This window comes from Nocardia australiensis, assembly GCF_020733705.1.
Lineage (GTDB): Bacteria > Actinomycetota > Actinomycetes > Mycobacteriales > Mycobacteriaceae > Nocardia > Nocardia australiensis.
In genome coordinates this window covers 661,290-688,240 of record NZ_JAJFZM010000002.1, presented here as the reverse complement: position 1 = coordinate 688,240, position 26,951 = coordinate 661,290, and the positions used below count along the sequence as shown (strand labels likewise).

Annotated in this window: 24 protein-coding genes; 13 read left to right on the top strand and 11 right to left on the bottom strand. The window is 65.1% G+C overall.

Annotated features, from left to right (window positions below; genetic code table 11):
• Positions 1-26: 26 nt before the first annotated feature.
• Complete coding sequence (locus tag LKE06_RS17945) at positions 27-1,574, bottom strand: hypothetical protein (protein WP_228000402.1); 1,548 nt, start codon at positions 1,572-1,574, stop codon at positions 27-29.
• A gap of 286 nt (positions 1,575-1,860) precedes the next feature.
• Between LKE06_RS17945 and LKE06_RS17940 the strand changes: the two genes are divergently transcribed.
• The gene (locus LKE06_RS17940) at positions 1,861-2,817 is read left to right on the top strand and encodes an IclR family transcriptional regulator (RefSeq protein WP_228000401.1); all 957 of its coding nucleotides are present in this window, start codon (positions 1,861-1,863) and stop codon (positions 2,815-2,817) included.
• Between the two features lie 191 nt (positions 2,818-3,008).
• Here LKE06_RS17940 and LKE06_RS17935 read toward each other — a convergent pair whose 3' ends face one another.
• From LKE06_RS17935 to LKE06_RS17915, 5 genes are read right to left on the bottom strand one after another with little or no spacing between them, the layout of a single operon-like run.
• On the bottom strand, positions 3,009-3,464 hold the full coding sequence (locus LKE06_RS17935; RefSeq protein WP_228000400.1) for a MaoC family dehydratase: 456 nt from the start codon (positions 3,462-3,464) through the stop codon (positions 3,009-3,011).
• The gene (locus tag LKE06_RS17930) at positions 3,464-4,216 is read right to left on the bottom strand and encodes an SDR family oxidoreductase (protein WP_228000399.1); all 753 of its coding nucleotides are present in this window, start codon (positions 4,214-4,216) and stop codon (positions 3,464-3,466) included. Before LKE06_RS17930 ends, LKE06_RS17935 begins: the two co-directional genes overlap by 1 nt.
• A complete protein-coding gene (locus LKE06_RS17925) occupies positions 4,213-4,974 on the bottom strand; it encodes an SDR family NAD(P)-dependent oxidoreductase (protein WP_228000398.1) in 762 nt (253 codons plus the stop codon). Before LKE06_RS17925 ends, LKE06_RS17930 begins: the two co-directional genes overlap by 4 nt.
• Positions 4,974-6,197, bottom strand: a complete 1,224-nt coding sequence (locus LKE06_RS17920) for an acetyl-CoA C-acetyltransferase (RefSeq protein ID WP_228000397.1) — start codon at positions 6,195-6,197, stop codon at positions 4,974-4,976. The genes LKE06_RS17925 and LKE06_RS17920 overlap by 1 nt, the downstream gene beginning before the upstream one ends.
• A gap of 39 nt (positions 6,198-6,236) precedes the next feature.
• Positions 6,237-7,382, bottom strand: coding sequence for an acyl-CoA dehydrogenase family protein (locus LKE06_RS17915; RefSeq protein ID WP_228000396.1), 1,146 nt, complete (start codon positions 7,380-7,382; stop codon positions 6,237-6,239).
• A gap of 122 nt (positions 7,383-7,504) precedes the next feature.
• On the opposite strand from LKE06_RS17915, the gene LKE06_RS17910 reads away from it, so the two are divergent.
• From LKE06_RS17910 to LKE06_RS17885, 6 genes are all read left to right on the top strand, one after another.
• Entirely contained in the window at positions 7,505-8,128 is a 624-nt protein-coding gene (locus LKE06_RS17910; RefSeq protein ID WP_228000395.1) for a TetR/AcrR family transcriptional regulator, read from the top strand.
• A gap of 408 nt (positions 8,129-8,536) precedes the next feature.
• A complete protein-coding gene (locus LKE06_RS32925; RefSeq protein ID WP_228000394.1) occupies positions 8,537-8,938 on the top strand; it encodes a CGNR zinc finger domain-containing protein in 402 nt (133 codons plus the stop codon).
• A gap of 90 nt (positions 8,939-9,028) precedes the next feature.
• Positions 9,029-9,682, top strand: coding sequence for a DUF4158 domain-containing protein (locus tag LKE06_RS17900; protein WP_228000393.1), 654 nt, complete (start codon positions 9,029-9,031; stop codon positions 9,680-9,682).
• Between the two features lie 6 nt (positions 9,683-9,688).
• Complete coding sequence (locus tag LKE06_RS17895) at positions 9,689-11,509, top strand: Tn3 family transposase (RefSeq protein ID WP_228000392.1); 1,821 nt, start codon at positions 9,689-9,691, stop codon at positions 11,507-11,509.
• Between the two features lie 514 nt (positions 11,510-12,023).
• A complete protein-coding gene (ltrA, locus tag LKE06_RS17890) occupies positions 12,024-13,505 on the top strand; it encodes a group II intron reverse transcriptase/maturase (RefSeq protein WP_228000391.1) in 1,482 nt (493 codons plus the stop codon).
• A 119-nt stretch (positions 13,506-13,624) separates the two neighbouring features.
• On the top strand, positions 13,625-14,014 hold the full coding sequence (locus LKE06_RS17885) for a Tn3 family transposase (RefSeq protein WP_228000663.1): 390 nt from the start codon (positions 13,625-13,627) through the stop codon (positions 14,012-14,014).
• Between the two features lie 127 nt (positions 14,015-14,141).
• On the opposite strand, the gene LKE06_RS17880 is transcribed toward LKE06_RS17885, so the two are convergent.
• On the bottom strand, positions 14,142-14,828 hold the full coding sequence (locus tag LKE06_RS17880; RefSeq protein WP_228000390.1) for a TetR/AcrR family transcriptional regulator: 687 nt from the start codon (positions 14,826-14,828) through the stop codon (positions 14,142-14,144).
• 35 nt (positions 14,829-14,863) lie between these two features.
• Between LKE06_RS17880 and LKE06_RS17875 the strand changes: the two genes are divergently transcribed.
• Positions 14,864-16,237 (top strand): FAD-dependent monooxygenase, encoded by a 1,374-nt coding sequence (locus tag LKE06_RS17875; protein ID WP_228000389.1) that lies wholly within the window; start codon positions 14,864-14,866, stop codon positions 16,235-16,237.
• Between the two features lie 97 nt (positions 16,238-16,334).
• On the opposite strand, the gene LKE06_RS17870 is transcribed toward LKE06_RS17875, so the two are convergent.
• A complete protein-coding gene (locus LKE06_RS17870; RefSeq protein ID WP_228000388.1) occupies positions 16,335-17,273 on the bottom strand; it encodes a tyrosine-type recombinase/integrase in 939 nt (312 codons plus the stop codon).
• Positions 17,274-17,844: 571 nt separating this feature from the next.
• Positions 17,845-18,294: a winged helix-turn-helix transcriptional regulator gene (locus LKE06_RS17865; protein WP_228000387.1), complete on the bottom strand. Its 450-nt coding sequence runs from the start codon at positions 18,292-18,294 to the stop codon at positions 17,845-17,847.
• A 131-nt stretch (positions 18,295-18,425) separates the two neighbouring features.
• Here LKE06_RS17865 and LKE06_RS17860 point away from each other — a divergent pair, with 131 nt between their 5' ends.
• Positions 18,426-19,298 carry an aldo/keto reductase family oxidoreductase gene (locus LKE06_RS17860; RefSeq protein ID WP_228000386.1) on the top strand — a complete coding sequence of 291 codons (873 nt, stop codon included), beginning with the start codon at positions 18,426-18,428 and terminating at the stop codon, positions 19,296-19,298.
• Between the two features lie 302 nt (positions 19,299-19,600).
• Here LKE06_RS17860 and LKE06_RS17855 read toward each other — a convergent pair whose 3' ends face one another.
• On the bottom strand, positions 19,601-20,251 hold the full coding sequence (locus LKE06_RS17855; RefSeq protein ID WP_228000385.1) for an oxidoreductase: 651 nt from the start codon (positions 20,249-20,251) through the stop codon (positions 19,601-19,603).
• A gap of 34 nt (positions 20,252-20,285) precedes the next feature.
• On the opposite strand from LKE06_RS17855, the gene LKE06_RS17850 reads away from it, so the two are divergent.
• Positions 20,286-20,858 (top strand): TetR/AcrR family transcriptional regulator, encoded by a 573-nt coding sequence (locus LKE06_RS17850; RefSeq protein WP_228000384.1) that lies wholly within the window; start codon positions 20,286-20,288, stop codon positions 20,856-20,858.
• A gap of 43 nt (positions 20,859-20,901) precedes the next feature.
• Positions 20,902-21,612 (top strand): SDR family oxidoreductase, encoded by a 711-nt coding sequence (locus tag LKE06_RS17845; protein WP_308188380.1) that lies wholly within the window; start codon positions 20,902-20,904, stop codon positions 21,610-21,612.
• 533 nt (positions 21,613-22,145) lie between these two features.
• Here LKE06_RS17845 and LKE06_RS17840 read toward each other — a convergent pair.
• Entirely contained in the window at positions 22,146-22,403 is a 258-nt protein-coding gene (locus LKE06_RS17840; RefSeq protein WP_228000383.1) for a hypothetical protein, read from the bottom strand.
• Positions 22,404-22,587: 184 nt separating this feature from the next.
• Here LKE06_RS17840 and dnaE point away from each other — a divergent pair, with 184 nt between their 5' ends.
• Positions 22,588-26,151 (top strand): DNA polymerase III subunit alpha, encoded by a 3,564-nt coding sequence (gene dnaE / locus LKE06_RS17835; protein ID WP_228000661.1) that lies wholly within the window; start codon positions 22,588-22,590, stop codon positions 26,149-26,151.
• A 186-nt stretch (positions 26,152-26,337) separates the two neighbouring features.
• Positions 26,338-26,868 carry a transposase gene (locus LKE06_RS17830; protein ID WP_228000382.1) on the top strand — a complete coding sequence of 177 codons (531 nt, stop codon included), beginning with the start codon at positions 26,338-26,340 and terminating at the stop codon, positions 26,866-26,868.
• Positions 26,869-26,951 lie beyond the last annotated feature (83 nt).

Genomic DNA, 26,951 nt, shown 5'->3' with positions numbered 1-26,951 from the left:
TCACCGCGAGTCCGGCCTGATGCGGGTCATTTGGCGAACACCCGCTTGATCGAGAACATCCCTCCGGAGAGGAACTGTCCGTCACCGATCGGGGTGATCATGCCGCCGAAGAGGTTCCATCTGCGGCTGTCGTCCGGGAAGGGCCATCGAGCAACGATCTTGCCGGTCGCCCAGTCGATACCGACGTACTCGTATCGGTCTTCTTGCTTACTGGCCGCATAGAGCAGGCCGGTCGGAGCCGAGACCGATGGAACGGTGATGTCGCTGTTGTCGACCTCGCTGTTGGTCCACACTCTGTCGAAGGTTCGCTGTGTGCTGTTCCATCGGAACTTCTGCATCCCATGAGGAGCTTCGCGTGTGGTGCCGGGCGCGAAGATGTTCGCCCAGACATTCGGAGCAGGCTGCGGGTACGCGGTGGTGGTAGCCAGAACGTCCTTGCCAAGGACGGTCGGTGACAGCTCGAGGGTGACCTTCGATACGTCCACTTTGATCTGGCCGGCCACCCGGCCGCGGTTGCTCACCGCTTCGCCGCCACTACCATCGGTAGGGATCTCGTCTCGCCAAAACGCGACAAGGTTTGGGCCGGAAGGGCTGGCGTCGGAGATGACGACGAGCTCGTCGTCTGGTCCGAAACCCATGAGGGTCGGAGTGGTGCCCGATCCGCCGGACCGGGTCAGCGAGCCGGCGGCCTGAGCCACAGCAGGATCGGACCTCTCGTAGTCCGACTCCCAGCCGCCGTCCTTCTCGTCGATCGAGAGGGAGGATCCGGTCGAGACCACCTTCAGCATCCTGCGCGAGGTCACCGCGTAGATCCCGGTGTCGTCGATCGCGAAGTTGTTCTCGAGCGCCTCATCGGAGAACGGGAACACCGCCAGCACGTCCAGGTCCCGATTCATCAAGAAGAGCGCCGCATCCGATCCGGCGACCACGTTCCCGTCGAACGTCATCCCCAGCGCCACGATGTGCGACGACGGCCGGTGCACAGCTGCGATGGCCTCGGGAGACAGCCCGGCGGGAAGCGGAGCCTTCTGCAGTTCCACGACCTTCTCGAACCGCATGGGCCCGTTGGGGTTGCCGTCGTCGGTCATCTTCAGAACACGCATGCCCTCGATGACCGAGTAGTGGAACCCGTCCTTGTCGATCATGTTGTATGCGCCGTTCGGGATCTTGGGGTAGGTGATCCCGGCTGCGTCGGCGTCCTGACCGAGACCGACGATCGCGGTGTCGTCACGTGCTGCGACGGCTGCATCCGTTTTCGTGAGCAGAGCATCGCGCCCCTCGGCAGCAGGAACCTCGGCGCCCGGATAGGGCAGGAAACCGACGGGCTCGAACTTCTCCCCTGTCGCAAGGATCTTCTGGATGCCGTACATGCTCGGCGCGAAGATGATCCGGTCCTTCCCGATGTACTTGATCGTCGGATTCGACGAGTACGTCGTCGAGACGGACTTGACGTCCGATTCGGATAGTTGCTTCGCCACCGTGGGCCCCGCAGCCGACGTGGAATCCGAAGCAGCGGAATCGAAATGGGTGATCGGATACTCCGAGTCGGTCAACCACGGGTTCTTCGGGGGCATCTGGGCCGCCACCTGGTGTTCCTGCGAGGACTGGCCGACGTTCGACTCAGAGGCACACCCTGTGGCCGCCAGTGCTGTCACAAGGCCCACAACTGCGATCGAGATCAACCGCCGGCCGGGATGAGACAGGTCGCGTCGCGTTCGACTCCTCCGCTGCGAACCTTCGAGATACATGCGCATTGTTCGTTCGTCTCCGATGAGTGGTGGCTGGAATCGAGTGAACGGCCGAGAACATCTGGACCATCTCCGCTCGGTGTGTTACAAAATATGAATGCCGAATTCCAACATGTGTGATGATCCTAAGCACACCGGACGCTCCGAGACAAGAGCCGGTGCCGGCGATGGGGAAGCGCGATCTGCCGTCGAGCGGAAATCCCCGCCCACCGAGCGAGTCGTCCAAATCCTCAACCTGCTCGCGGACACACCACGCGAACAGCTCACGCTTACGCAGGTCGCGAGCAGTCTCGGCCTGAACAAACCCACCTGCCTCGGCATCCTGACCGCACTGACGGATGCGCACTTCGTGACCCGCGACGAGTCGAAGTCGTACGGGCTCGGGCCTGCCCTGCTGCGGCTGGGCGCTGCGGCCGAATCCGGGCTCGCGAATCTCGACTTGGTCCGGCCCGTCCTCGCCGAACTCCACGACCGAGTCGGCGTGAGCTGCGTCCTCAGCACCACTCACCAGGGGCAGATCGTCATCGTCGACCGCCTCGGCACCGTCATTCCCGGCGACCGCCAAGACCTCATCGCGGAGAGATACTCGCTGACACCGCCGCTCGGTCTGGTGAACATCGCCTGGGAACACGACGATGTGGTAGACGCCTGGCTCAACCGCTCGCCGCTGATACCGCTGGGCGCAGGCAAGGACAAGGTTCGAACGATCATCGACAACGGTCGCGAACGCGGCTACCTCATCCAGCGGCTCACCACGACCACTTCGTCGAACATCGTGCTGGCCAGCCTATTGACCTCGGAGATGCCGCGCCGAGTTATCGACGAGGTGCTGCGTTATCTCCCACCGGCAGACTGGTCCGAATTCATCGGTGATCTGCCGGACGACGACGGAGCCGACATCCCGGTCGCCACCATCAGCACCCCCATCCACGATCGGCGCGGCGCACAGCAGTACACCCTGACCCTCGTCCCCGGACGCCCGGACGCCACAGTCGGCGAGTGCAAAGAGTGGGCCAAAAGTGCGGTGAACGCCGCACGCACAGCGACAATCGCCCTCGGAGGAAGTTGACGGCACGAGCCGAAAGCACATGCCGTCGTCACCCCGAAACGGTGTCGTACGGACGGAAGGGACTGCTGCGGCCGGGTACGCACTGATCAGTGGGCGTGACCGGCCGCAGACTGCACAGGACGGCCCACGCTGGCACGTTACGAGGCAGCTGACCCCGACCACGAACCGCTGCCATCAGATAAGCCGATGGCTCAGTCCACGAGGTATCGGGCGAGGGACCGCGCTACACACACCGGTTTGCCGGCCGCGTCGCACTCGACGGAGACGTCGAGGGCGACCTGCACACCGCCGGGAACGTCATCGACGGACGCCACCCGGACATGGCCGCGCACGCGCGACCCCGCCGGCACCGGCGCCGGGAACCGCACCCGGTCGAGTCCGTAATTCACTGCCGCGGCAACGTTTTCGACGCGGAGCAGCTCTTCGAAGAATCGGGACAGCAACGACAGCGTGAGATAGCCGTGCGCGATCGGCGCACCGAACGGACCCTCGGCCGCCCGCCGTGGGTCGATGTGGATCCACTGGCGGTCCTCGGTGCAGTCGGCGAACGTGTCGATCCGGTCCTGGGTGACGAGCACCCACTCACTGCTCCCGAGATCGGTTCCGGCAGCGGACCGTAACTCGTCGATCGATGCGAAGACTGCCATCAGACGCCTCCCGCCAAGGTCAGGCCGCCGTCGACGACGAGTGTCTGCCCCGTGATCCAGGCGGCGTCCTCGGACGCCAGGAACGCGACCGCGGCGGCGATGTCCTCCGGCGCTCCGAGTCGGCCCAGCGGGTAGTTCTCGACCACCTCGTCCTCGCGGCCCTCGTAGAGCGGACCGGCGAACTTTGTCTTCACGACTGCCGGCGCGATCACGTTGACGCGCACGGCGGGGCTGTTCTCCGCCGCCAACTGCGCGGTCAGCCCGATCACCGCCGACTTGCTCACCCCGTACACACCGATATCGGTGGCCGGCCGCAGACCGGCCACCGAGGCGATGTTGACGACGGCCCCGGACCCGCCACCCAGTTGCCGCCGGAACTGCCTGGTCCACCCGATCACGCCGAGCACGTTGACCCCGAGGATCTTTCGTGCCGCCTCGAGATCGGTGTCGAGGACCGGACCCGACACCGGGTTGATGCCGGTGTTGTTGACGAGCACGTCCACTCGGCCGAATACCTCGGCGGCCCGCTCGAACGTCTCGGCCTGGTGGGCTTCGTCGTCGGCGCGTCCCGCCACCGCCATCGCGACCGACGAGCCGCCGAGCTGCGCGACGGCCGCGTCGAGCGCGTCCTGCTTACGTGCCGTGATGACGACACGGCCGCCCTCGGCGACCAGACGCTGCGCGACCGCGAGGCCGATTCCGCGGCTGGCACCGGTGACGACCGCCACCCGTCCGGCGAAACGGCCGGTCATATCGAGATCCCTCCGTCGATGGGAAGCACTGTGCCGGTGATGTATCCGGCGTTCGCGGACGCCAGGAACGCGACCGCCACCGCCATCTCGTGCGGATCGGCGAAGCGCCCCATGGGAACCTGCGCGATCAGTTCGGCCTTCTTGTCCGCCGGAATCGAGGCGATCATGCGGGTCTCGGCGTTGGGCGAGATCGCGTTGACCGTGACGCCGAAGCGGGCAAGTTCCTTGGCGGCGGTCTTGGTGAACCCGATGATCCCGGCCTTGGCCATCGCGTAGTTCGCCTGCCCTGGGTTACCCCGCAGGCCCGTATAGGAGGTGATGTTGACGACGCGTCCGTAGCCGCGCTCGCGGAAGTGCGGCACGCACGCCCGGGTAAACCGGAACGTGCCACCCGCATGGACCGCCATGACCTGCTCGTAGTCCTCGTCGGTGAGCTTCCACAGCACCCGGTCCCGCAGGATACCGGCGTTATTGACCAGCACGTCGATGCGACCGGTCTCCGCGACCACCCGATCGACCACGGCCTGGACGGAAACGCTGTCGCTCACGTCCGCGACCGTCGACCGGCAACCCACGTCGGCGGCGCCCTCCAGCAGGGCGTCACCGTCGAAGTCGACGAGATATACGGTGGCGCCCGCGTCGTGGAAGAAACGGCCCAGTTCGAGGCCGATCCCCCGGGCTCCACCGGTCACGATCACCGACTGTCCGGCGAAGTCGAACGAGACGTTCGACGTCGGCGTCTGCAGGGTTTCGGTCATCAGCTGATCCTTTCGAAGATGATGGCCATGCCCTGGCCACCTCCGATGCACATGGTCTCGAGGCCGAACTGGAGGTCACGCTCCCGCAGCGAGTGCAACAGGGTTGTGGTGATCCGGGCACCGGTCGCGCCGAATGGATGTCCCAGTGCGATGCCACCACCGTTGACATTGAGCTTGTCGAGATCGATACCGAGGTCCCGGTACGACGGAATCACCTGCGCGGCGAACGCCTCGTTGATCTCGGCCAGATCGATATCGGTGATCGACAGACCTGCCTTCGCGAGGGCACGACGGGACGCCTCGACCGGACCGAGTCCCATGATCTCGGGCGACAATCCACTCACCGCGGTGGAGACGACCCGTGCGAGCGGCGTCAGGCCCAGTTCGGCGGCCTTACGATCACTCATCACGACCAGGGCGGCGGCGCCGTCATTGAGGGCGCACGCATTGCCGGCCGTGACGGTACCTTCCGTGCGGAAAACGGTCCGCAGCCCCGCGAGCTTCTCGACGGTGGTCCCGGGCCGCGGACCGTCGTCGGTGCGGACCACGGTGCCATCGGCAAGAGTGACCGGCGTGATCTCCCGCTCGAAGAACCCGTCGGCGATCGCCTTCTCCGCCAACTGCTGTGAGCGGGTAGCGAATTCGTCCTGCTCGCCCCGGCTTATCCCCCGGTAGGTGGCGACGTTCTCGGCGGTCTGGCCCATCGTGATGTAGACGTCGGGCAGCAGGCCCTCCGTGCGCGGGTCGGTCCACGTCCGGTTGGTCTCGGCCAGGCGCGCCGTCCGCTCCTGCGCCTGCGCGAACAGCCGATTCTGGAACTGGACGTCGCCGGCACCGACACCGTTCTGCTGCGGGTACCGGGAAACGCACTCGACGCCCGCGGAGACGAACACGTCGCCGTCACCGGCCTTGATCGCGTTGAACGCCATCCGTGTGGTCTGCACGCTCGACGCGCACGCCCGGTTCACCGTGACGGCCGGGACGGTGTCCATGCCCAACTGGACGGCCACCCGGCGAGCGATGTTCTCGCTCTGCTCACCCGTGTGCTCCCAGGCCCCCAGGTACAGGTCGTCCACCGTGTTCGGATCGAGCGCGGGAATCTGGTCGAGCGCCGCTCGAACCATCTGTGCGGCAAGGTCGTCCGGCCGCGTCCCGGCCAGAGTCCCCTTGCCGGCCCGCCCGATCGGCGACCGTGCGGTCGCGACGATGACTGCTTCGGTCATCTTGTCTCTCCTCCTTTCCCGGCAGGCGCCGGGACCAAGTCACAGCGCGAGATCGCGCCCGATGATTTCCTTCATGATTTCGTTGGATCCGGCCCAGATCTTGGTGACACGGGCGTCCATCCACGCACGTGCGACGCGGTACTCACGCATGTAGCCGTAGCCGCCGTGCAGCTGCACGCAGTGGTCGAGGACCTCGTTCTGCACCTGCGCCGACCACCACTTGGCCTTGGCCGCGTCGACTGCGCTCAACCCGTTGCCAGCGTGCTCGGCCACCGCGGCGTCGATGTAGGCCTGTGCCACTTCGATCTTGGTGACCAGCTCCGCCAGCAGGAACTTGTTGTGCTGGAATGACCCGATCGAGTTCCCGAACGCCTTGCGCTCCTTGGCGTATTCGATCGTCTCGAGCAGGATCTGCTTGGCGTGCGCGACATTGGTGACCGCCGCGCCGATGCGCTCCTGCGGCAGCCGCTCCATCATCGAGACGAATCCCGTTCCGGGCTCACCGAGGATCGCGTCCTCAGGCAGGCGGACCCCGTCGAAGAAGAGTTCGGCGGTGTCGGACTCGGGCTGACCGACCTTGTCCAGCTTGCGTCCCCGCTCGAAACCGGGCAGTGATGCATCGACGAGGAATAGGCTGATGCCCTTGGACCGCTGGGTCGGATCGGTTCGCGCGGCGACGACCACCACGTCGGCGGTGTACCCGTTCGTGATGAATGTCTTGGAGCCGTTCAGGATCCAGTCGGAGCCGTCCCGCACGGCGGAGGTCTCGAGGTTCGCGAGATCCGATCCCGCGGACGGCTCGGTCATTCCGATCGCCGCGACGGCCTCACCGGCCGCCATCCGTGGCAGCCACTGCTGCTTCTGTTCCTCCGACGCGAGGTCGACAACGTACGGCGTCACGATGTCGAAGTGGATGCTGAAGCTCGACGCGAGCGCCATGTTCACGGCGGCCAGTTCCTCGGTGGCGACCGCGTTGAACCGGTAGTCGTCGGCCTCGCCCCCACCGTAGGTCTCGGGGATCTCGAGGCCGAGGATGCCCTGCTTGCCGGCCGCGTGCCACACCTCCCGCGCGATGAGCTTGTCCTCGGCATAGGACTCGACATTCGGCACCACCTCGCGCGCGAGGAAATCGCGGACGGACTCACGGAACTGATCGTGATCGGCGCTGAAAACTGACCTCTTCACCACGTACCTTTCGAACTCAACCCCTAAAATCTAAGCGTTCGCTTAGTCTGCGATCAGAGTATGCGAAAGTCAATGGGTGGGCGTCGACATCGGGTCGGCGGATACTGCGGAGGGCGGAACGAATGTCGGCGCGATCAGGAACGCGAGCGGGCGACACAGTGGCGCAACGTCCGATCGGGGACGCGGTGCAGCGACTGCTCGACGCCGCGCGCGATGCGTTCGCCGCGAAGGGCTACCACGGCACGAGCACCCGCGAGATCGCGGCGGGCGCCGGTATGAGTCCCGCGGCGATGTACATCCACTTCCGGTCCAAGCAGGAGATCCTGGCACGGCTGAGCCTGGCCGGACACATCGCGGCGCTCACCGCAATCCGTACGGGTGCCGACACCCCGGGTTCTCCGACGAAACGCCTGCGTGCCGCCGTTTACGCGTTCGCCTCCTGGCACGCCGAGCACCACACTGCGGGCCGCGTGGTGCAGTACCAACTGTCCGCACTGGAGGAGGAGAACCTCGCAGAGGTCGTCCAACTGCGACATGACATCGTCGCCACGATGCGCGACGTTATATCCGAGGGAACCCGCGACGGCGAGTTCGCCGTGGCAGACATCGACGTCACGACACTAGCGATCCTGTCGCTGTGCATCGATACGGTCCGGTGGTATCCGTCCCGCGAACTACACACCCCTGAGGCCGTCGGCGCTTCGTTCGCCGCCCTGGCCGAACGGATGGTGAAGGCCGGCGACTGAACGAGCACTCAGACGAGGAGATCTAAGCGATCGCTCGTTCAAGGGGGCGAATAGATCGAGCTGAGCGCGATCCACCCCCGGACGACTCGGGAGCGCGAGGTCGTGTTCCCAGGCATCGGGGTCGCTGGTGGTCTCGTCAGCCACCCCGTGCTTGTACTGCCATTCGACCGCTTCGCGCTCGAGGGCAGGCCGGAGAGCCCTTTCTTTCTCGTCGGACCGGTCGGCGCTGTAGGCCCAGATCGGCCCCCCCAGAATGCCGGTACGAAGCCTTCTTCGTACGCGTTGCCGTTCCGTGAGATCACGGCCTCGACGGACTCTGGATCGGCGAGCGCCAGACGCCAGGCGATCGGGGCGCCGTAGTCCTGCACGTACACCGTGTACTTCGCGATACCGAGGTTCGCCAGGAAGGTGCGCGTCGCCGGCAAAGAATTTGCCCAGCAATTCTGTGGAACGGGTTCGAAGGCCGATATCGCGTACCTTCAGCGGATGCGCAGCGCCTTGCATGAGGTGATTCGCGAGCAGGCCGACCCCGGCGCCGACCTCGGGTCACTGATCGGCGGGGCGATCCTCACACCCGAGGTCACGCCCGGGGGGATCCGATGGGAGCTACAAGCACCTGCAGTCGAGAGGCTCGCAGTTCGTGCGGCGATGGCCTGGTCCGAAGTCATGAAAGAAATGCCCGGACGGCTTCGCCCGTGCGCCAATACCGAATGCAATCTCTTCCTCATCGACCACAGTCGCCCCGGCAGCGCGAAGTGGTGCTCCATATCCACGGCACGTGGGGTCCAGGCGAACGGAAACTGGCGTTAGCGAGTGCTGGTGATCGAAACACGTTGCTGTGAAGGTTGATTCGCTGGATCGGTGGGTGCTGATGGGCGTGTGGTGGTTGCATGTCGGTTTGTGGGTGATGAGGGCGGGGTCGGGTACGGCCGGTTCGGTGTGCTGTCGCGGGTCGAGCTGGAGCGGTTCTTTCATCTCGATGACAAGGATCGGGAGCTGATTGCGGCTCGCCGGCGGGATTCGAATCGGCTCGGTTTCGCGCTCCAGCTGGTGACTGTGCGGTATCTGGGTATGTTCTTGCCCGATCCGCTCGATGTTCCGGGTGAGTTGGTCGATTACCTGGCTGAGCAGCTCAAGATCGCGGATCCGTCGTGCGTGAAGTCCTACACCGACCGGGAGAAGACCCGGTTCGAACATGCGTGGGAGATCCAGCGCAAGGAGGGGCTGATCTCGTTCGCGCAGGTCGAGGCCGATCTGCTGGCGTGGATCGCTGATCAGGCATGGATGACCGGCGACGGTCCGAAATCCCTGCTCGCGGGCGCGGTGGGCTGGTTGCGCGAACGCAACGCTCTGCTACCTGGTGTCACGACGCTGGAGCGGCTGGTCACCGACGGCAAGCAGGACGCCGACCGGCGATTGTGGACGCAGCTGGCAAGTCAGCTGTCCGGCGGGGAGGCCGGGCAGCTACTGGGGCTGCTGGACACCCGGGAGGAGAACCGCCGCAGGTATGTCGAGCTGGAGCGACTACGCAAGGGGGCATTCGCCCCGACCTAGACGGGCATGAAGAACGCGCTGGCGCGGGTGCGGGATGTGAACGCGGTGATCCCGGCGTCGGTGGATATCGCGGCGGTGCCGGCGCGCCGGTTGATCGCCTTGGCCGCGCATGGTGTGACCGGCAAGACCGCGCACCTGCGGCGGATGAAACCCCAGCGGGAGCGGCTGCTGGCGTTGCTGTGCGCGACGGTATTCACCTTGCGCGCCAAGGCCATTGACGACGTGCTGGAGTTGTTCGACCTGCTGATGGTCACCGACTTGATGGCCAAGGCCGAACGCCAGTCCAAGGACGAGAAACTGAAACGCTATCCGCGGGTGAGCCGCAACGCCGGCAAGCTGGCCCAGGCGGTGCGGGTGCTGCTGGAGATGAGCGAAGCCGAACCAGGGTTGTCGCTGGAGCTGGTGTGGGATCTGATCGAGAACACCGTGTCCAAGGCCGAACTGCGGGCCGCGCTCGCATCGATCGATGAACTTGTGCCGCAGGCGGATCCGGAGTGCGACTCGCAGCGGCTCGAGGAGCTGGCCAACCGGTATGCCACGGTGCGGGCGTTCCTGCCCGCGATGATGCGCAACATCGACTTCGGCGCCACCGCCGACGCCGCGCCGGTGCTGAAAGCCGTTGCCGTGCTGGCGGATCTGATCTCCCCGCAACGCACTGCTCGTGGCGGGTTACCGGCCCGCTGGCTCGATGCCCGCCGTGTCGATCACGACCTGGTCAGCGGCGGCTGGCAGCGCCTGGTCTACCCGCTGGCACGGCCGGTCGAGACCGTCGACCGAGGCGCCTACACCCTGTGTGTGCTCGAACAGTTCCACCGGCATCTCAAGCACCGCAACATCTTCGCCGAGCACTCCTCGAAATGGCGTGACCCGCGCTCGCATCTGCTGTCGGGTATGGCGTGGGAATCCGCCCGCGACCGGGGCATGAACGCGCTCGGCCTGCCGGACAACCCGCGCGCGATACTGGGTGAGCTGGGCGAAACCCTCGACGCCACCTACCGGGAGCTGGCCGCCCGGTTGGGTGAAGACACTCCGACGACGGTGGACGAGGACGGGAAACTGCACGTGGCGGCGTTGAACGCGGTGCCGGACCCGCCGAGCCTGGTCGATCTGCGCCGCCGGACCGCGGCGATGATCCCGCGCGTGGATCTGCCGGAGATGGTCCTGGAGGTGATGAGCTGGCATCCGGATTTCGGGGAGGCATTCACCCATGTCGCCGGCACCAAGGCCCGCGTCGCGGACTTGGGTGTGTCCGTGGCCGCTGTCCTGTGCGCCCAGGCCATGAATGTCGGGCTCGTTCCGGTGACCTCGCCCGGTGCGGATGCGTTGACCCGTGATCGGCTGCGCCACGTCGACCAGCACTACCTACGGGCGGAGACGATGGCCGCGGCGAACACGGTGCTGGTCAACGCCCAATCCGAGGTGCCATTGGCCCAGCTGTGGGGCAGCGGCTGCGTCGCCAGCGTGGACGGGATGCGGTTCGTGGTACCTGTCCGGTCCATCCACGCCCGACCGAACCGAAAATACTTCGGACCGAAACGAGGCAGTACCTGGCTGAACATGCTCAACGACCAGGCCGCTGGGCTCAACGCGATGGTCGTGTCGGGTACCCCGCGCGACTCGCTCAACGCCATCGACGTGATCCTGCGTCAACCCGAGGGTAGCAAGGTCACGCGCATGATCTCCCGCGACGGTAACCCCACCCACCTCGGCCAGGCCATCGCCTACTACGGCCGGATCTTCAAGACCCAGCAGTGCGCCACGAGGCGCTGGTTTGATCGGACGGAGGTGAGAGACCACCGTGACCCGGCCGTCGTAGCGGCGGGGTGAAAGTTGGAGGCAGCCTGATCCGGGGGTCGCCGGTGAGGGTGGGAGCAGCCTCGACGAAGTCAGGTCGGCTCAGGACTACCGGATGGGCCGGGCCTGGTGAACGAGACGGGAAGGTATACGCGAGGAACCGGTGGCTTTAAGCCTCTTCATTTTGTACCAGCTCCAACCCGGTGGATATGGGCTGGGATGCGGTGCGCACCTGCCCTTTTGGGTGGGGAACTCCTGGTCGGGTATTGCTCGCCTGGGCTGGGAGGCCACGGTGAAGGACTACGGCGTAGCCGTGGCGAAACCGCAGGGGCAGAGCCGGGTGCCTAACTCGTCGACCGATCAACAGTGAACGTGGGAACCGTCCGCGTGCGTTCCTCGTCCCGCCCTCGGCCAGAGGGCTGGGATGGGGATAGGTGCGACGCCTGCCGAAGGCGTGGACGGGGCGGAGCCGTCGTAGTACTCCGAGCCGGGGAAAGCCCGGCGCATGGGGAAGGACGGCAGCGGGCCAGTCAAGGAGAAGGGTGCAATGTCCGAAGATGCGCTGGTGAACACCAGTGCTGTGGTGTGGCCGGATTCCGATTCGGCGTATTTCGCGGTACGGAGAATGCAGATCAAGTTGCATCGCTGGGCGGGGGAAGACTCCTCCCCCCGTTTCGGCGATCTGTTCAACCTCGTCCATGACCCGGCGTTTCTGGTACACGCGTGGGAACGCGTGGCCGGCAACGCGGGAGCAAGGACAGCGGGGATCGACAGGGTCACTGTGGCCCATATCGAGACCTGGATCGGGGTGCACGCGTTCCTGGACGGCATTCGGGACTCACTGAAGTCCGGCGAGTTCTCGCCGGTCGCGGTGCGGCAGGTGATGATTCCCAAGGCGGGCGGCAAGCTGCGCAAGCTGGGGATTCCAACTGTCGCTGACCGGGTCGTGCAGGCCAGTCTGAAAGCGGTGCTCGAGCCGATTTTCGAGGCGGATTTTCTGCCGTGCTCGTATGGGTTCCGTCCCAACCGGCGTGCGCACGATGCTGTCTCCGAGATCCATTTCCTCGCATCCCGCCCGCGGAATTATCAGTGGGTGTTGGAGGCGGACATCAAGGCGTGTTTCGACGAAATCGATCACACTGCCCTGATGGACCGCCTGCGGGGGCGGGTCAAGGACAAGCGGGTGCGCGCGTTGGTGAAGGCGTTCCTGAAATCCGGGATCATGACGACTTTCGGGGAAACGGAGGACACGTGGACTGGTGTGCCCCAGGGCGGGATTCTTTCCCCGCTGCTGGCGAACATCGCCCTTTCCGCGCTGGACGAGCACTTCGACCAGCAGTGGCGAGAGACGATGAGCACCGACAAGCGGCGGGCCACACGCAAACGAAAGGGCTTGGGCAACTGGCGGATTATCCGTTTCGCGGATGACTTCGTCCTGATGGTGTCGGGCGACCGAAGCCATGCCGAGGCGCTGCGTGAGGAAGTGGCAGATGTTCTGGCCCCGCTGGGGTTACGTCTGGCACAGGAGAAGACCCGTGTCGTCCATGTCGACGAGGGCTTCGACTTCCTCGGCCACAACATCTGCAGGCAGCGGAAACGAGGGACGCAGAAGCATTTCATCTATACCCGGCCGTCCAAGAAGGCGATTTCGTCGATCAAGGGCAAGGTTCGGGAGAAAGTGAACAGGTCGACCCTGCATCAGGGCCTGGACGAACTGCTGACCGGTTTGAACAGGATGTTGCGGGGCTGGGCGAACTATTTCAGGCACGGGGTGTCCAAGCAGGTGTTCCACGCGATCGACCACCTTGCGTGGCATCGCATCGCAAAGTGGTTGCACCATAAGCACTCCCGGCTCAGATGGAGCGCGTTGCGCCGCCGGTTCTGCCGACCGGGCACCTGGATCATCGCCCACAACGGGGTCGTATTCACCGGCGCATCCAGCGTCAAGGTGACCCGTTACCGCTATCGCGGCAACACCATCCCGACCCCGTGGACCCCGAAACCGGCAGTCACCACTATCGGTGCCTGACCAGCGGGTAAGGCGCGTGGAGCGCCCGTTGCGCGGAGACGCGCACGGCGGGTGCGGCGGGCGGACCGGGGAAACGGGCTGGCTGCAAGGCCAGCTCCGCGCCCCGGTCCGACCCAACCATCCTGCGCCTGGCCGACGACGAACCCTACCGGCGGGAATCCAAGGCTCAGGCCAACCTGCAGGAAGGACGCCACGACCTGGGCCGCACCGTCTTCCATGGCCGCAAGGGCGAACTCACCCGCGCCTACCTCGACGGCATGGAAGACCAACTCTCCGCGCTCGGGCTCGTTTTGAATATCACCGTGCTATGGAATTCGGTGTACCTGGACCGGGCGCTGGACGAGCTGCGCGTACAGGGCTACCCGGTGCGTGACGAGGATGCCGCGCGGCTGTCGCCATTCATCCGCCGCCATATCCGTCTCGACGGTCACTACAGCTTCCACCTGCCAGATCTGGGCGGAGGTCACCGGCCGTTGCGGGATCCGGATGCTCCCGACGATGACGAGTGAATCGGGCGCCCAGGTCGGCCCGCTCAGCAGTATGGATGGCCAAGCAAAGCGAGCTGTAACAGCCGATTGCAGTGTGTCGCGTAGACGGTTCCCTGTTCGGGCGGGGTCGGCCTCGGCGCATTCGTGATCACTGTGCCGTCTGCTGAGAGTCCGTGATCCCGGTGAGGATGTGGTGCAACCCGTACGAGAACTGTTCGGCCGGGCTCAGGTCGGCGGATTTGGTCATGCGCGAAACCAGGGGATACGCGCCGCTCTCGATGACCTTGCGCATGTAGGGGGCGACGGCGGCGCGCCACTGGTCCTCGGTCTGACCGGTGCGCCGCTGGGTCTGTTTCTCGGCGAGCTCGCGTATGACCGCGCCGCGCACGTAGTCCCTGATCAGCCCGACGGCCGAGGCCGCGTCGGCGATGTCGGAGGTCAGCGGGGCGGCTGCGGTGAGGGCGTGTTCCAGGCCGCGCAGCCAGTTGGGGCCGAGTGATGGCCGGGTGGCCAGCAGCGGGGCGAGCCAGGTGTGCCGCAGCCACAGCTCGCGCTCATGGTGGGCGTAAGCCTCGAGGTCGGCGCGCCAGTCTCCCGTCAGCGGCACGTGGTCGTCCTGTACCGCATCGGCCATGAGATCGAGCAAGTCGTCGCGGCTGTCCACGTAGCGGTAGAGCGAGGTCGTGCCGGTCGACAGCTCGGCGGCGACGCGGCGCATCGACACCGCGTCGAGCCCCTCGGCGTCGGCGATGGCGACGGAGGCGTCCACGATGCGCTCCACGCTCAGGGCCTGCCTTTTCGACCGGTACGGCTCACGCTCCCAGATAAGTGACATGGACAGGAGTCTACAGAAGTGGATACAGTGTGCCCATGAACGGGCACACTGTATCCACTGAAGTTTTGATCGCCGGCGGCGGATCCGTCGGGCTGATGCTCGCGGTGCTGTTGCGCCACCACGGCGTCGAGCCCTTCGTCGTGGAGGAGAAGCCGGAGCTCTCGCCCCACCCCAGGGCCACCGGCATCGGGTCGCGATCGGTGGAGATCCTGCGCGAGGTCGGCCTGGATCAAGCGGTCAACGAGGCCGCGGTCGACCTGCAGGCGGGGAAGATCAGAGGGCGCACGCTCGCCGAGGCCGACTTCACCGAAGGCGCGGAGTGGAAGGCGAAAACCGCGGCCGAGCTCACCTACACACCGGCCCGGATCCGCGGCACCTGCGGACAGAACCTGCTCGACCGTATGTTGATCACCAAGGCCGGTGACGTGGAGTTCGGCGTGGCGCTCGACTCGTTCGAGCAGGACTCCGGCGGCGTCACGGCGACCCTGTCCGACCGGCGTGTCGTGCGGGCACGCTATCTGGTGGCGGCCGATGGTGTGCGCAGTCGGGTTCGGCAGATCCTCGGCGTCGGCCTCACCGGTCCCGGTGTGATCGGTCAGGAGACCACGAGTGTTCTGTTCGGGGCTGATCTGCGTCCGCGCCAACCGTTCGCAATGTGCAATATCGAGCATCCGGACGCGACCGGCCTGCTGGTGACCGTCGACGGCGAACGCGAGTGGGTGTTCCTCACCCGCCTCGATACAGAGCCGACTCCCGACCTGATCCGCACCGCGCTCGGCGACCCGTCGATCGAGGTGGACATCCGCAGTGTGCTGAAGTTTCGGGGACGCGGCCAGGTGGCCGATCGGCTCTGCGGCGGGCGGGTCTTCCTGGTGGGCGACGCGGCGCACGCCATCCCCCCACTGGGCGCGTTCGGGTTGAACACCGGCATCGCCGACGCGCACAATCTGGCGTGGAAGCTCGCGCACGTACTGCGCGGTGAGGCCGGACCCGAACTGCTGCAGACTTATCACACCGAACGCCATCCGGTGGCCCTCATGACGATGGAGCAAGCGCGCCTACGGTTCAACGATCCGTCCCTCCACTGGGGGAAGGACATGGCACAGGCGCGCAAGGCAGCAGGGGCGATCAACGCGCCAGTGGTACACATGGGCTACCGGTACGGTGGCGCCGAGCTCCCCTCCACCGAGGACGTCGCCCTCGACCTCGACGGGTCGCCGGGATCCCGTCTGCCGCACATGTGGGTGGCCGACGGAGTGTCCACGCTAGATCTCGTCGGATCGCAGTGGTGCGTACTCACGGCCGATCCCGGTGTGGAGGCCGACATTCCGGTGCACCTCGTGGATGGCTGGCCGTACGGGACGGTCCTGGTCCGCCCCGATGGTTTCGTGAGCCGTTCGTACTGCTAGCGCGCTCTGTGCTGTCGCAGCCCGCGCGGTTCGAAGCGGCTGACACGTGCCTACGGAAGATCAACGGGCCGAACGCCTTACGGCCGTGGCCTAGAGCTCAGCGGCCCGGTCGCCGACGTGCGGCCGGGTCGCTGTCGGCCTGGTACCGGCGCAGCCCCTCGTCGGACACCCGAGCGTATTTGGCGAGGCTGCGGACCGAGGTATGGCCGGACAACTTCATCAACACCGGTGTGGACGCACCGTCCTCGGCGGCGTGGGTCAACCGGGAATGTCGCAGCTGGTGCAGGACGTAAGGGCCGTCGTCGTAGTCGGCGGTGTACATCTCGAACAGCTCCGCCGCGCGCCGGTACGACAACCGGCCCCGCAGCGTCGAGGGGTCGACATCGTTGGTGGCCACCGACGGGCGGGCCTTGCGGTCGGTGAGGAACACCGGCCCGGATGTGCGACCGGCCAACAATCGGGGCAGCAACCGGGCGGTGCCGGTCTGCCAGGCGATGAGATCGCGTGCCCCGCCCTTGCGGGTCACCACCGCGCACCGATTCGTGGTGTCCAGCTCCGGCACGTCGAGCGTCAACACCTCCTCCGCGCGTGCCGAGGATTCGTAGAGCAGATGCCACAACACCCGTTCCCGCAGCGGCGCATCCGATCCCAGGACCTCGGCGATCCGCTGCTTGCGCAGCGCCCTGCTGGTGTCCGGCGGTGCCGGTTTGGCCCGCAGGCGAACCAGCGGATCACCGGCCAACCAGCCCTGCTCACGCCAGTAGGCGCACGCCGACCCGAGCGCGGTCAACCGGATATTGAACGTCTTGGCTGCTTTGGCGCCCCACACGAAGGTGAACCACCCACTCACCCGATCCGGCTCCCGATCCAGCAGCGCCACGTTCGTGTCGGCCCCGAAATCACGCACCAGCCGATCCAGCGCGGCCGCATAGGTCGCGCGGGTGTTATGGGCCGGGATTGTCGCAAGGTACACCTTCACCGCGTCGGCGAGGCGGACACTGCTCGCCGGCGTCGGCAGCATCCGAACCCGACCCATCACCGACCTCCACCCGCGCTACCGCACATAGTTTCCGGAGTCGACTGGCCTCGAACGGTTCGTCGGGCCAGCTCGACCCAGACACTACCGCACATAGTCAGCTGCTATCTGCGGTAACTCCTTAGCGCCAGATTTCGCAGAGTTGGACAGGCCCGCCGCTGAATCGCATCCGATGCGCCGGACGCGGTTGCTGTCGCGGGTATATCCCTCCGGATCTCGCTCGGCGGCCACGAATCACCCTCAGTCAGAACACGACTCGCTAAACGCCAGATTTCTCAGATCTGGACCCCACGTGCCTCCACCTGCGGAAGCCGAGTGAAGGTGCGCACCCACGCTCACCGCAGACGGGAACGGTAGCGCCCCACTGAGCTGAGTGGTGGATTTCGGATCAGGCGCGAAACAGCGTAGCTATCAATGAATCATGTTGATAGATAACCGATTTCGAGAGTCTTTACAAAGACTGAGGAGCGTAGCGTAGCCCGCTGGTTCCCACGTCGGCCTATCCCAGGCAGATCAGGCCTCCCCCTCCGTGCAATCCGGGTGTGGCGCCGAGAACGTGCAAACACGTTGGTCAGACGTCGTGTTCGTCGTACGTCGCTCGGTGAGCAAGGACCTGGTGCATGTGGTCTTGTGCCCAACTTCTGAGGCCGCGTGTCATCTCATGGAGAGAGAGGCCGAGATCGGTCAGTTCGTAGGAGACGGTGACCGGGACCGTCGGCGTCACGGTGCGGGTGATCATGCCGTCGCGCTCCAGCGCCCGTAGCGTCTGGGTCAGCATCTTCTGGCTGACTCCTGCCAGCAGACGCGAAATCTCGGAGTAGCGCATGGCCTTTGCGCTGCCTGCCGTGCCATCCGCCGCGTCATCCTGATCGGAAGCGTCGCCGCCGAGCGCGCACAGGACCAGCACGACCCACTTGTCAGAGATCCGGTCGAGCAGCTGACGGCTGGGGCACACCGCAAGGAACGCGTTGTACTCCACCTTGTCCAGCGCTCGCTTCTGAGCCACACTCGTCGTCCCCAACCTGATCAGATCCTTCTCCTGAGTTAGTTACGCACTTCTAGGTGCCTACTTCCCCAAGGGAAGCAACTCCCCAATGATGGTCCTAGGTAGCGATAAGCGCCACCCCCTAAGCAAGGAGCAAGGTGAACACGATGGAAGCATCCAGCACCTCACTTCCCGGCGGCACCTGGACTCTCGGTGACTCTTCCGTCACCAGGTTCGGCTACGGAGCGATGCAGCTCGCAGGCCCATGGGTCATGGGGCCACCTGCCGACCGCGACGGCGCTCTTGCCGTGCTCTGCGAGGCCGTCGAAGCGGGGATCACCCACATCGACACCAGCGACGCGTACGGCCCCCGAGTCACCAACGACCTGATCCGCGAAGCCCTGCACCCCTATCCCGATTCGCTGCTCATCGCCACCAAGGTCGGGGCGAACCGCGACGCGCAGGGCGGCTGGCCCACCGCCCGGCGACCCGAAGACCTCCGCAAGCAGGTCCAGGAAAACCTCCGATCCCTCGGCGTCGAGGTCCTCGATCTCGTCAACATGCGCATGGGCGATGCCAACGGCCCGCAACCCGGCTCCCTCGCCGAGGCGTTCGGAACCCTCGTTGAACTTCAGAAGGAGGGTCTGATCCGACACCTGGGGGTCAGCAACGTCACTCCCGAGCAAATCGACGAAGCCCAGCGCATCGCCCCGATCGTGTGCGTACAGAACATGTACAACCTCGCGCACCGCTACGACGACAACCTCATCGACCAGCTCGCTGCGCAGGGCATCGCCTACGTTCCGTTCTTTCCACTGGGAGGCTTCACGCCGCTGCAGTCCGAGACGCTCTCTGGGGTAGCCAAACGGCTCGGGGCAACCCCGATGTCGGTGGCGCTCGCGTGGCTGCTACAGCGCTCCCCGAACATTCTGCTCATCCCCGGCACATCATCGACTGCGCACCTACGCGAGAACATCGACGGCGCCGCACTGTCTCTCCCCGAAGAGGCGGTGGCCGAGCTCGACAGGATCGGCCGCTGACGCCCGACCGCGAAGAGGAGATGGAGTCGTTCCTCGAGATCGGGGGTCTCGTAGAGCGGGGTTCGCTAGACCTACCTGAACACCGTCTGCCGACCGAACGAACTGGGGCTCGAAGTCATCGAATACAGAACGGATGTCCGGCTGGGCTGGCATACACACGCGAACCTTCTCGGGCAGGGCGACGGGATCGTCCGTCGGCCGCAGCCGCCGGCGTCGAGAAGTCGTTTGTCCGCGGCCACTGCGTCATCCGTGGCGAGGTCGATGTGGATTTGTTGGGGCGCTCCGTCGGGGGCGGCGGCGACTCAGACCGTGGGAATGATGCCGCCGTCCACCCGGAACTGGGCGCCGGTGAGCCACTTGCCGCGGCTCGAGGCAAGGAACGCGATCATCTCTGCGACGTCCTCAGGGTCGCCGGGACGACCCATCGGCACCTTCAGGTGATCCACGACCTGCTGGGTGACGCCGTCGATGTCGACGCCCTGACTGTCGGCCATCTGTTGTAGATGCTTGCGCGCACCCTCGGTGACGATGAATCCCGGTAGAACGCACACCACGCGCACGCCGTGCCCTCCCACCGCCGTCGCCAACTCACGGCTGTAGGTGTTGAGCGCCGCCTTGGATGCGGCGTACGAGGCCTCGGCCGGCTGCGGAAGATGGCTGGCGATCGAGGACACGTGCACCACGACACCCGAGCCACGCTCGACCATCCCGGGAACCAGCGCCCGGTCGAGTCGGACCGCGCTGAGCAGATTCATTTCCAGATCGGCGAGCCACGACGCGTCGGACCGCTCCAGAGTCGGCATCGGCCCGGTCGCGGCTCCTGCGTTGTTGACCAAGACGTCGACGCCTCCGACGCTGTCCACCACTCGCCGGCCAAGTTCTGCCACCCCCTCCTCCGACCGCAGATCGGCGGGAATGAAGGTGGCGGGCAGGCCTCCGGAAACCCTACACATAAACGGAGTCGGACTCACCTTATGGAGGACCAGCTTGCCGTCATCACGCCCGTTGCGCGCCGATGCCCGCCGCAACCGCGAGGCGCTCCTCACTGCGGCGCGGGAGGCATTCCTCGCCGACGACAACGTTCATGTGGAGGTGATCGCCCGTCGAGCCGGTGTGTCCATCGGCACGCTGTACCGGCACTTCGACACACGCGAGGTGCTCGTCGCGGAGGTATACCGCCACGAGGTCGCAGAGCTCTGTGCAACCCCGGCCCGGCTTCTCGAGCAGCACGCCCCGGACGAAGCCCTGCGCATCTTCCTGTTGCTGCTCGTGGAGCACGCGGCAGTGGGCAGAGGGATGGGAGAAGTCCTCGAGAGCATCCTGGCGACCGACTCGCCTGTCTTCGACGACACTCGCAACGAAATGGCTCGTGCCCTCGACGAACTGCTCGCTGCCGGCACTGCCGTCGGTCTCGTCCGCAACGACGTCAGCGGGCGCATCGTTCTGCGCGCCTTCGGCGGTATCTGCGGGATCCGCACAGAAGGGTGGAGGGACGACGCGGAGCGCATCGCTACGATCTTGTATGACGGCTTGCGTAATGCGACAGCAGAGCGGTCGTGAGGGACCGTGGATCTCCAACATCAAGTTTCAGTACAACCTGGGGATGGGAAGACATTCAATGGACATCTTCGTCATCGGCATCACCGGACGAATCGGCCGGTTGCTCGCCGATCACCTGAAGGATCGAGGCGACAACGTCAAGGGGCTCACACGGTCGACGCGCGACGAAGCCGAGTTCGCCGCGGTCGGCGTCAAGACGTACGTCGGCGACTTGGGTGCTATGACGCCACATGATCTCGCCGCGGTGGTCACCGGCACCGACGTGATCGTGTTCACCGCCGGGTCGAACGGTGGCGAACGAGGTGTTACCGAGGCTATCGACCGAGACGGTGTCGCCAAGACCGTCGAAGCGGCACACCTTGCTGGTGTTCGTCGAGTTGCACTCGTGTCCGTCTTCCCGGAGGCATGGAGGGAACGCGAACTTCCCGCCGACGAGGAGTACTACTTTGCCGCAAAGAAGGAAGCGGAAGTCACTCTCAGCCACAGCGGCCTCGACTGGTTCATCCTGCGTCCATCTCTCCTGACCGACGACGCCAGCACCGGCCTCATTGCACTCGGGCTCGCTGAAGTGCATGGACAGATCAGTCGAGGCGACGTCGCTGCGACGCTCGCCCATCTCCTGCACGAGCCCCGTATCAGCAGACAGATCCTCGAGCTGAACGAGGGTGACATCCGCATCGAGGCGGCAGTGTCGTGTGCAGCGGCTGAGGCTGAGACTGAGACAGCGGCGAAGTGTTCCCCGGACCGTGCGTAACGAGTGGTTCCGCGCCGGGGGTTGCTGAGTCACGACAGCCGTGATGCTCTGGCAGATCCGCAGAGTGAACTCAGACACGTTGGGCAGGCAGTGCGGTCTGGGAAGGTTCCGTAGTTTGTCCGGCAACGCCGTCACCCACCGCCGGCGACTGAACGAGCACTCAGACGAGGAGATCTAAGCGATCGCTCATTCAAGGGAATCGCGGGCCTCGTCGGCGATAAACCGGTATTCGAATTCGGGATCGTCGCGGTGCGCGTCGAACAATGCGTTGGCCCGATACGCCTCGGTTTCTGCACCGGCGGTCACCCGTTCGGCCGGTCACCGATAGTGCGGTCGGCGAGCGAGCTGTAAGCCCCGGCACGTCACCGCTATGGGAATTCCCTCGGCGGCAAGCCCTTTCGCGAGCGGGTAGAACCTTTCGGTGGCAAGGGGCGACAAAGAGGGTTCGATGTGAGCACCGACAGATCGGCTAGAGATCGTCGGGCAGCAGGCGGAACGCGGCATGACCAGTGAGCGGGGTAACTGCGCGGAAATCACGTCGGTCGAGTGTCAACACCTCCGTATCGCTCGGCTAATGAAACATTGGTGGCGTCGGTGAGATCCAGGCGCATGGCCATGTATCTGTTCTGCACCTTGCGCGCGACCCGCAACAGGTCCGCCGAGATCGTGGGCACTTCGATGCGTCCGGTGCGCTCTTGTGCCAACACTTCTACCTCATCGATAACCGTGCCGCAGTGCTCGACAGCGTCTCCCGCCACCTCATCGGCTCGACACGGCCGGGCAGTTGACACGGCGCCCACGGGGCACCGGAAGCGCACGAATTCTCCTGCGAGAGTGACTGTTCCACGGGCAGCGGGCACTGCCAGCAACAACAACCACCGGTTGTCGCCACGCACGTGTCGATTGTTTGACCCTCGGTCGCTCGCTCGGCTCGAATAAGGCGATCCGAACCCGGGTCGCATCGTTGGAGGGCGTCTGTTGTCTTCGTTCGTTCACCTGCACGTACACACCGAATACTCCATGCTGGACGGTGCGGCGAAGATCAAGCCGCTCTTCGATGAGGCGGGCAGGCTCGGGATGCCCGCGGTCGGCATGACCGACCACGGGAACATGTTCGGCGCGGACGAGTTCTACCAGGTCGCCACGAAGGCGGGCATCAAACCCATCATCGGCATCGAGGCATACCTGGCGCCGGGCAGCAGACACCACAAGAAGCCGGTGTTCTGGGGTCAGGCCGGCCAGCGCGGATCCAATGGCGAAGGCATCGGCGGTGACGTCTCCGGCGGTGGCGCCTACACGCATATGACGATGCTGGCGCAGAATTCACAAGGTTTGCGCAACCTGTTCACGCTGTCATCGCTGGCCAGCATGGAGGGCTACTACCGCAAGCCGCGGATGGACCGTGAACTGATCGCCGCGCATGCCTCCGGCATCATCGCCACCACCGGTTGCCCATCCGGTGAGGTACAGACCCGACTGCGCCTCGGTCAACATGCCGAGGCGATGCAGGCCGCGTCCGAATACCGCGACATATTCGGCAAGGACAACTTCTTCGTGGAGTTGATGGACCACGGCTTGCCGATTGAGCGATCGGTCCGTGACGGACTGCTCGAGATCAGCGCCAAGCTCGGCCTGCCCCCGCTGGCGACCAACGACTCGCACTACGTAAGCAAGGACCAGTCCGACGCGCACGCCGCACTGCTGTGTGTGCAGGCCGGAAAGACCCTCAGCGACCCGAACCGGTTCAAATTCGACGGCGATGGCTACTACCTGCAATCGGCGGCGGACATGCGGGCGTACTGGGACACTCAGGTGCCCGGCGCCGCAGACAACACCTTGCTGATCGCCGAACGGGTGGAGTCCTACGCGGATGTGTGGGCGCACAAAGATCGGATGCCGGTCTACGACGCGCCCGAGGGCTACGACGCGAACTCGTGGTTCCGCGAGCAGGTTGTGCGTGGACTCGACCGGCGCTTCCCCCACGGAGTGGGGGAAGAATACGTGCGCCGCGCAGAGTTCGAAATCGACATCATCGTGGAAAAGGGGTTCCCCGCCTACTTCCTGATCACTGCGGACCTGATGGATCACGCGCGCAAGGAGGGTATCCGCGTCGGCCCTGGCCGTGGTTCGGCCGCGGGATCGCTGGTCTCCTTCGCCATGGGAATCACCAATCTGGACCCGATCGAGCACGGCCTGTTGTTCGAGCGATTCCTGAACCCCGAGCGCGTGTCCATGCCCGATATCGATATGGACTTCGACGATCGCCGACGCGGCGAAATGGTCCGCTACGCGACGGAGAAGTACGGCGCCGATCGCGTCGCGCAGGTGATCACCTTCGGCAAGATCAAAACGAAGGCGGCGATCAAGGACGCTGCCCGCGTCCACTACGGCCAGGCCGGTTTCGCCGTTGCCGACCGGATCTCCAAGGCACTTCCACCTCCGGTCGCCGCCAAAGACATTCCGCTGTTGGGCATCACCGACCCGAAGCACGAGCGTTACCCCGAGGCGGCCGAAGTTAGGACGCTGATCGAAACCGATAACGACGTCGCCACGATCATGGAGACCGCGCGCGGACTGGAGGGTTTGATCCGAAACGCGGGAGTGCACGCCTGCGCGGTGATCATGTCCTCGGAACCGCTTGTCAACGTGACTCCGTTGTGGAAGCGCGACGACGGTGCGGTGATCACCGGATGGGACTATCCGTCGTGCGAGGCCATCGGCCTGCTCAAGATGGACTTCCTCGGACTGCGCAATCTCACGGTAATCGGCGACGCGATCGACAACATCCGAGCCAACCGTGGCGAGACGATCGACCTCGACTCGCTCGGCACCAGCGATCCGAAGACCTATGAATTGCTGGGGCGGGGAGACAGTCTCGGCGTCTTCCAGCTCGACGGTGGCGCCATGCGTGACCTACTCCGACGACTCGGGCCAACCGGCTTCGAGGACATCGTCGCTGTCAACGCGCTGTATCGGCCGGGGCCGATGGCGATGAACACGCACAACAACTATGCCGATCGCAAAAACGCCAGGCAGCAGATAGAGCCGATCCACGCGGAACTCGAAGAACCGCTGCACGACATTCTTGCTGAAACCTACGGCTTGGTCGTGTACCAAGAGCAGATCATGCAGATCGCGCAGCGCGTCGCGGGGTTCTCGATGGGGCGCGCGGACGTGCTGCGCAGGGCGATGGGCAAGAAGAAGCTGGACGTCCTGCAGAAGGAGTTCGAGGGATTCCGGGCAGGCATGCGGGAGAACGGATTCTCCGATGAGTCCGTGCAGGCCCTTTGGGACACCGTGCTGCCGTTCGCCGGATACGCATTCAACAAGTCGCACGCCGCCGGATATGCACTGGTTGGCTATTGGACCGCCTTTCTCAAAGCCAACTATCAGGCCGAGTACATGGCAGCACTTCTTACGTCCGTGTCGGACAACAAGGACAAGTCAGCCATCTACCTCTCCGAATGCAGGCAGCTCGGCATCAAGGTCCTGGCCCCGGATGTCAATGAATCCTCGCTACGGTTCTCCGCGGTGGGCAGCGACATCCGGTTCGGGCTCGGCGGAGTGCGCAATGTTGGGGCCAATGTTGTCGATTCGATCATCGAAACCCGCAAGCAGAAGGGAAAATACACCTCGTTCGCGAACTTCGTCGAGAAGTCGCAGCTGGTCTGTTGCAATAAGCGCGTTCTGGAATCACTCATCAAAGCCGGCGCATTCGACTCCTTCGGTCACCACCGCAGAGCGCTCATCGCAGTCCACGAGGAAGCCGTGGACGCCGTCACCGGTTTGAAACGCCAAGAGGCGATCGGGCAGTTCGACCTGTTCGGTGTGGAAGACGGCTCCGAGGAGACAGACAACGATTCCTCACCGCTGGCCCACCTGCGCTTCGACGCAGAGGAATGGCCGCGAAAGGACATGCTCGCACTCGAGCGGGAAATGTTGGGGCTGTACGTCTCCGGCCATCCGCTTGACGGCGCGGACCGTGTCCTCCGGAAGAACGCGCCGAAGCCGATCGCCGGGATTCTCGCCAATCCACCGAAAGAGGGAACGGTCACTATCGCGGGAATCATCTCCTCCTTGGAGCGTCGAGTGAACAAGAAGGGTGAGAGCTGGGCGATCGCGGTGTTGGAGGATCTGGACGCCTCGGTCGAGGTGCTGTTCTTCCCGAAGAGCTACAGCGTGTTCGCTGCGGATCTGTCTGTCGATTCCGTCGTCGTCGTCGAAGGCCGAGTCAACTGGCGCGAGGACAAGATGGCGGTATTCGGCTCGCATGTCGCACTGCTCGACGTCAGCCACCTGGACGGCGGACAGCAGCGGCCCCCTTTGATGCTGGAACTCAACGCCCAAAGCATCAACCGCGACAGCGTTCTGGAACTCAAATCAACGCTATTGGCCCATCATGGCAGTACTCCGGTGCACATCGTGCTGTGCCACCGGCAGAAGCGGACCGCGCTCGGGATACCCGACTACCCAGTGGCGGTCAGCCCGGCGTTGCTGGGCGAATTGCGGGCGCTGCGTGGTCTCAAAGTGTTGTCGTGACAACACTTTCAGCCGCCACCGCCAACTCGTGCAACAGGGCGACGAGCTGGGTCTGATGCGCGGGCGCTATACCTTCATGGCGCTCGATGTGAGCGATCACCGCCCGCCATCGCCCGCGCGGCCCTGCGGGAGCCGGACCTGCCAATCGCCCGACTCGACGGCGTCGAGCGCGACATCCGACTACTGGTGGACCACCGCGAAGACCTGGTTGCCGAACGCGCATGCATCATCACTCGGCTGCGTTGGCACCTCCACGAGCTCGACCCAGCCTGGACACCACCGGGCATGCTGGAACTCGCCAGCGCTTACGACCGGGTCGAGCAGCACCTGGCCCAGTTCGACAGGCTTGTCGGTCGGCTTGCGACGAACCTGGTCGGACACTGCCGCCGGTTGACCACCGAGATCGCTGAACTCACGGCTGAAATCAGCGAGCGAGTCGAGCAGGTGGCACCGTCGCTACCGGCGGTCGCCGGCTGCGGTGCACTGACAGCTGCCAAGATCATCGGCGAGACCGCGGGCGCCGACCGATTCCGATCCAAAGACGCTTTCGCCCGCCATAACGGCACCGCACCGCTGCCAGTCCGGCCGTCCAATCGCGCCCGACATCGACTGTCGCGCACCGGGAATCGTCAACTCAACGCTGCCCTCCACCGCATCGCAATCACCCAAGCTCGCTGCCGCCCCGCGGGCACTATCAGCCAGGCGCAAGGCTGGTAGAGACGGAGGAATGGAAGCCCTCCGAATCCTCATGCGACGACTTTCCGATGTCGTCTTCGGCACCATGCTCGCCGACCAACACC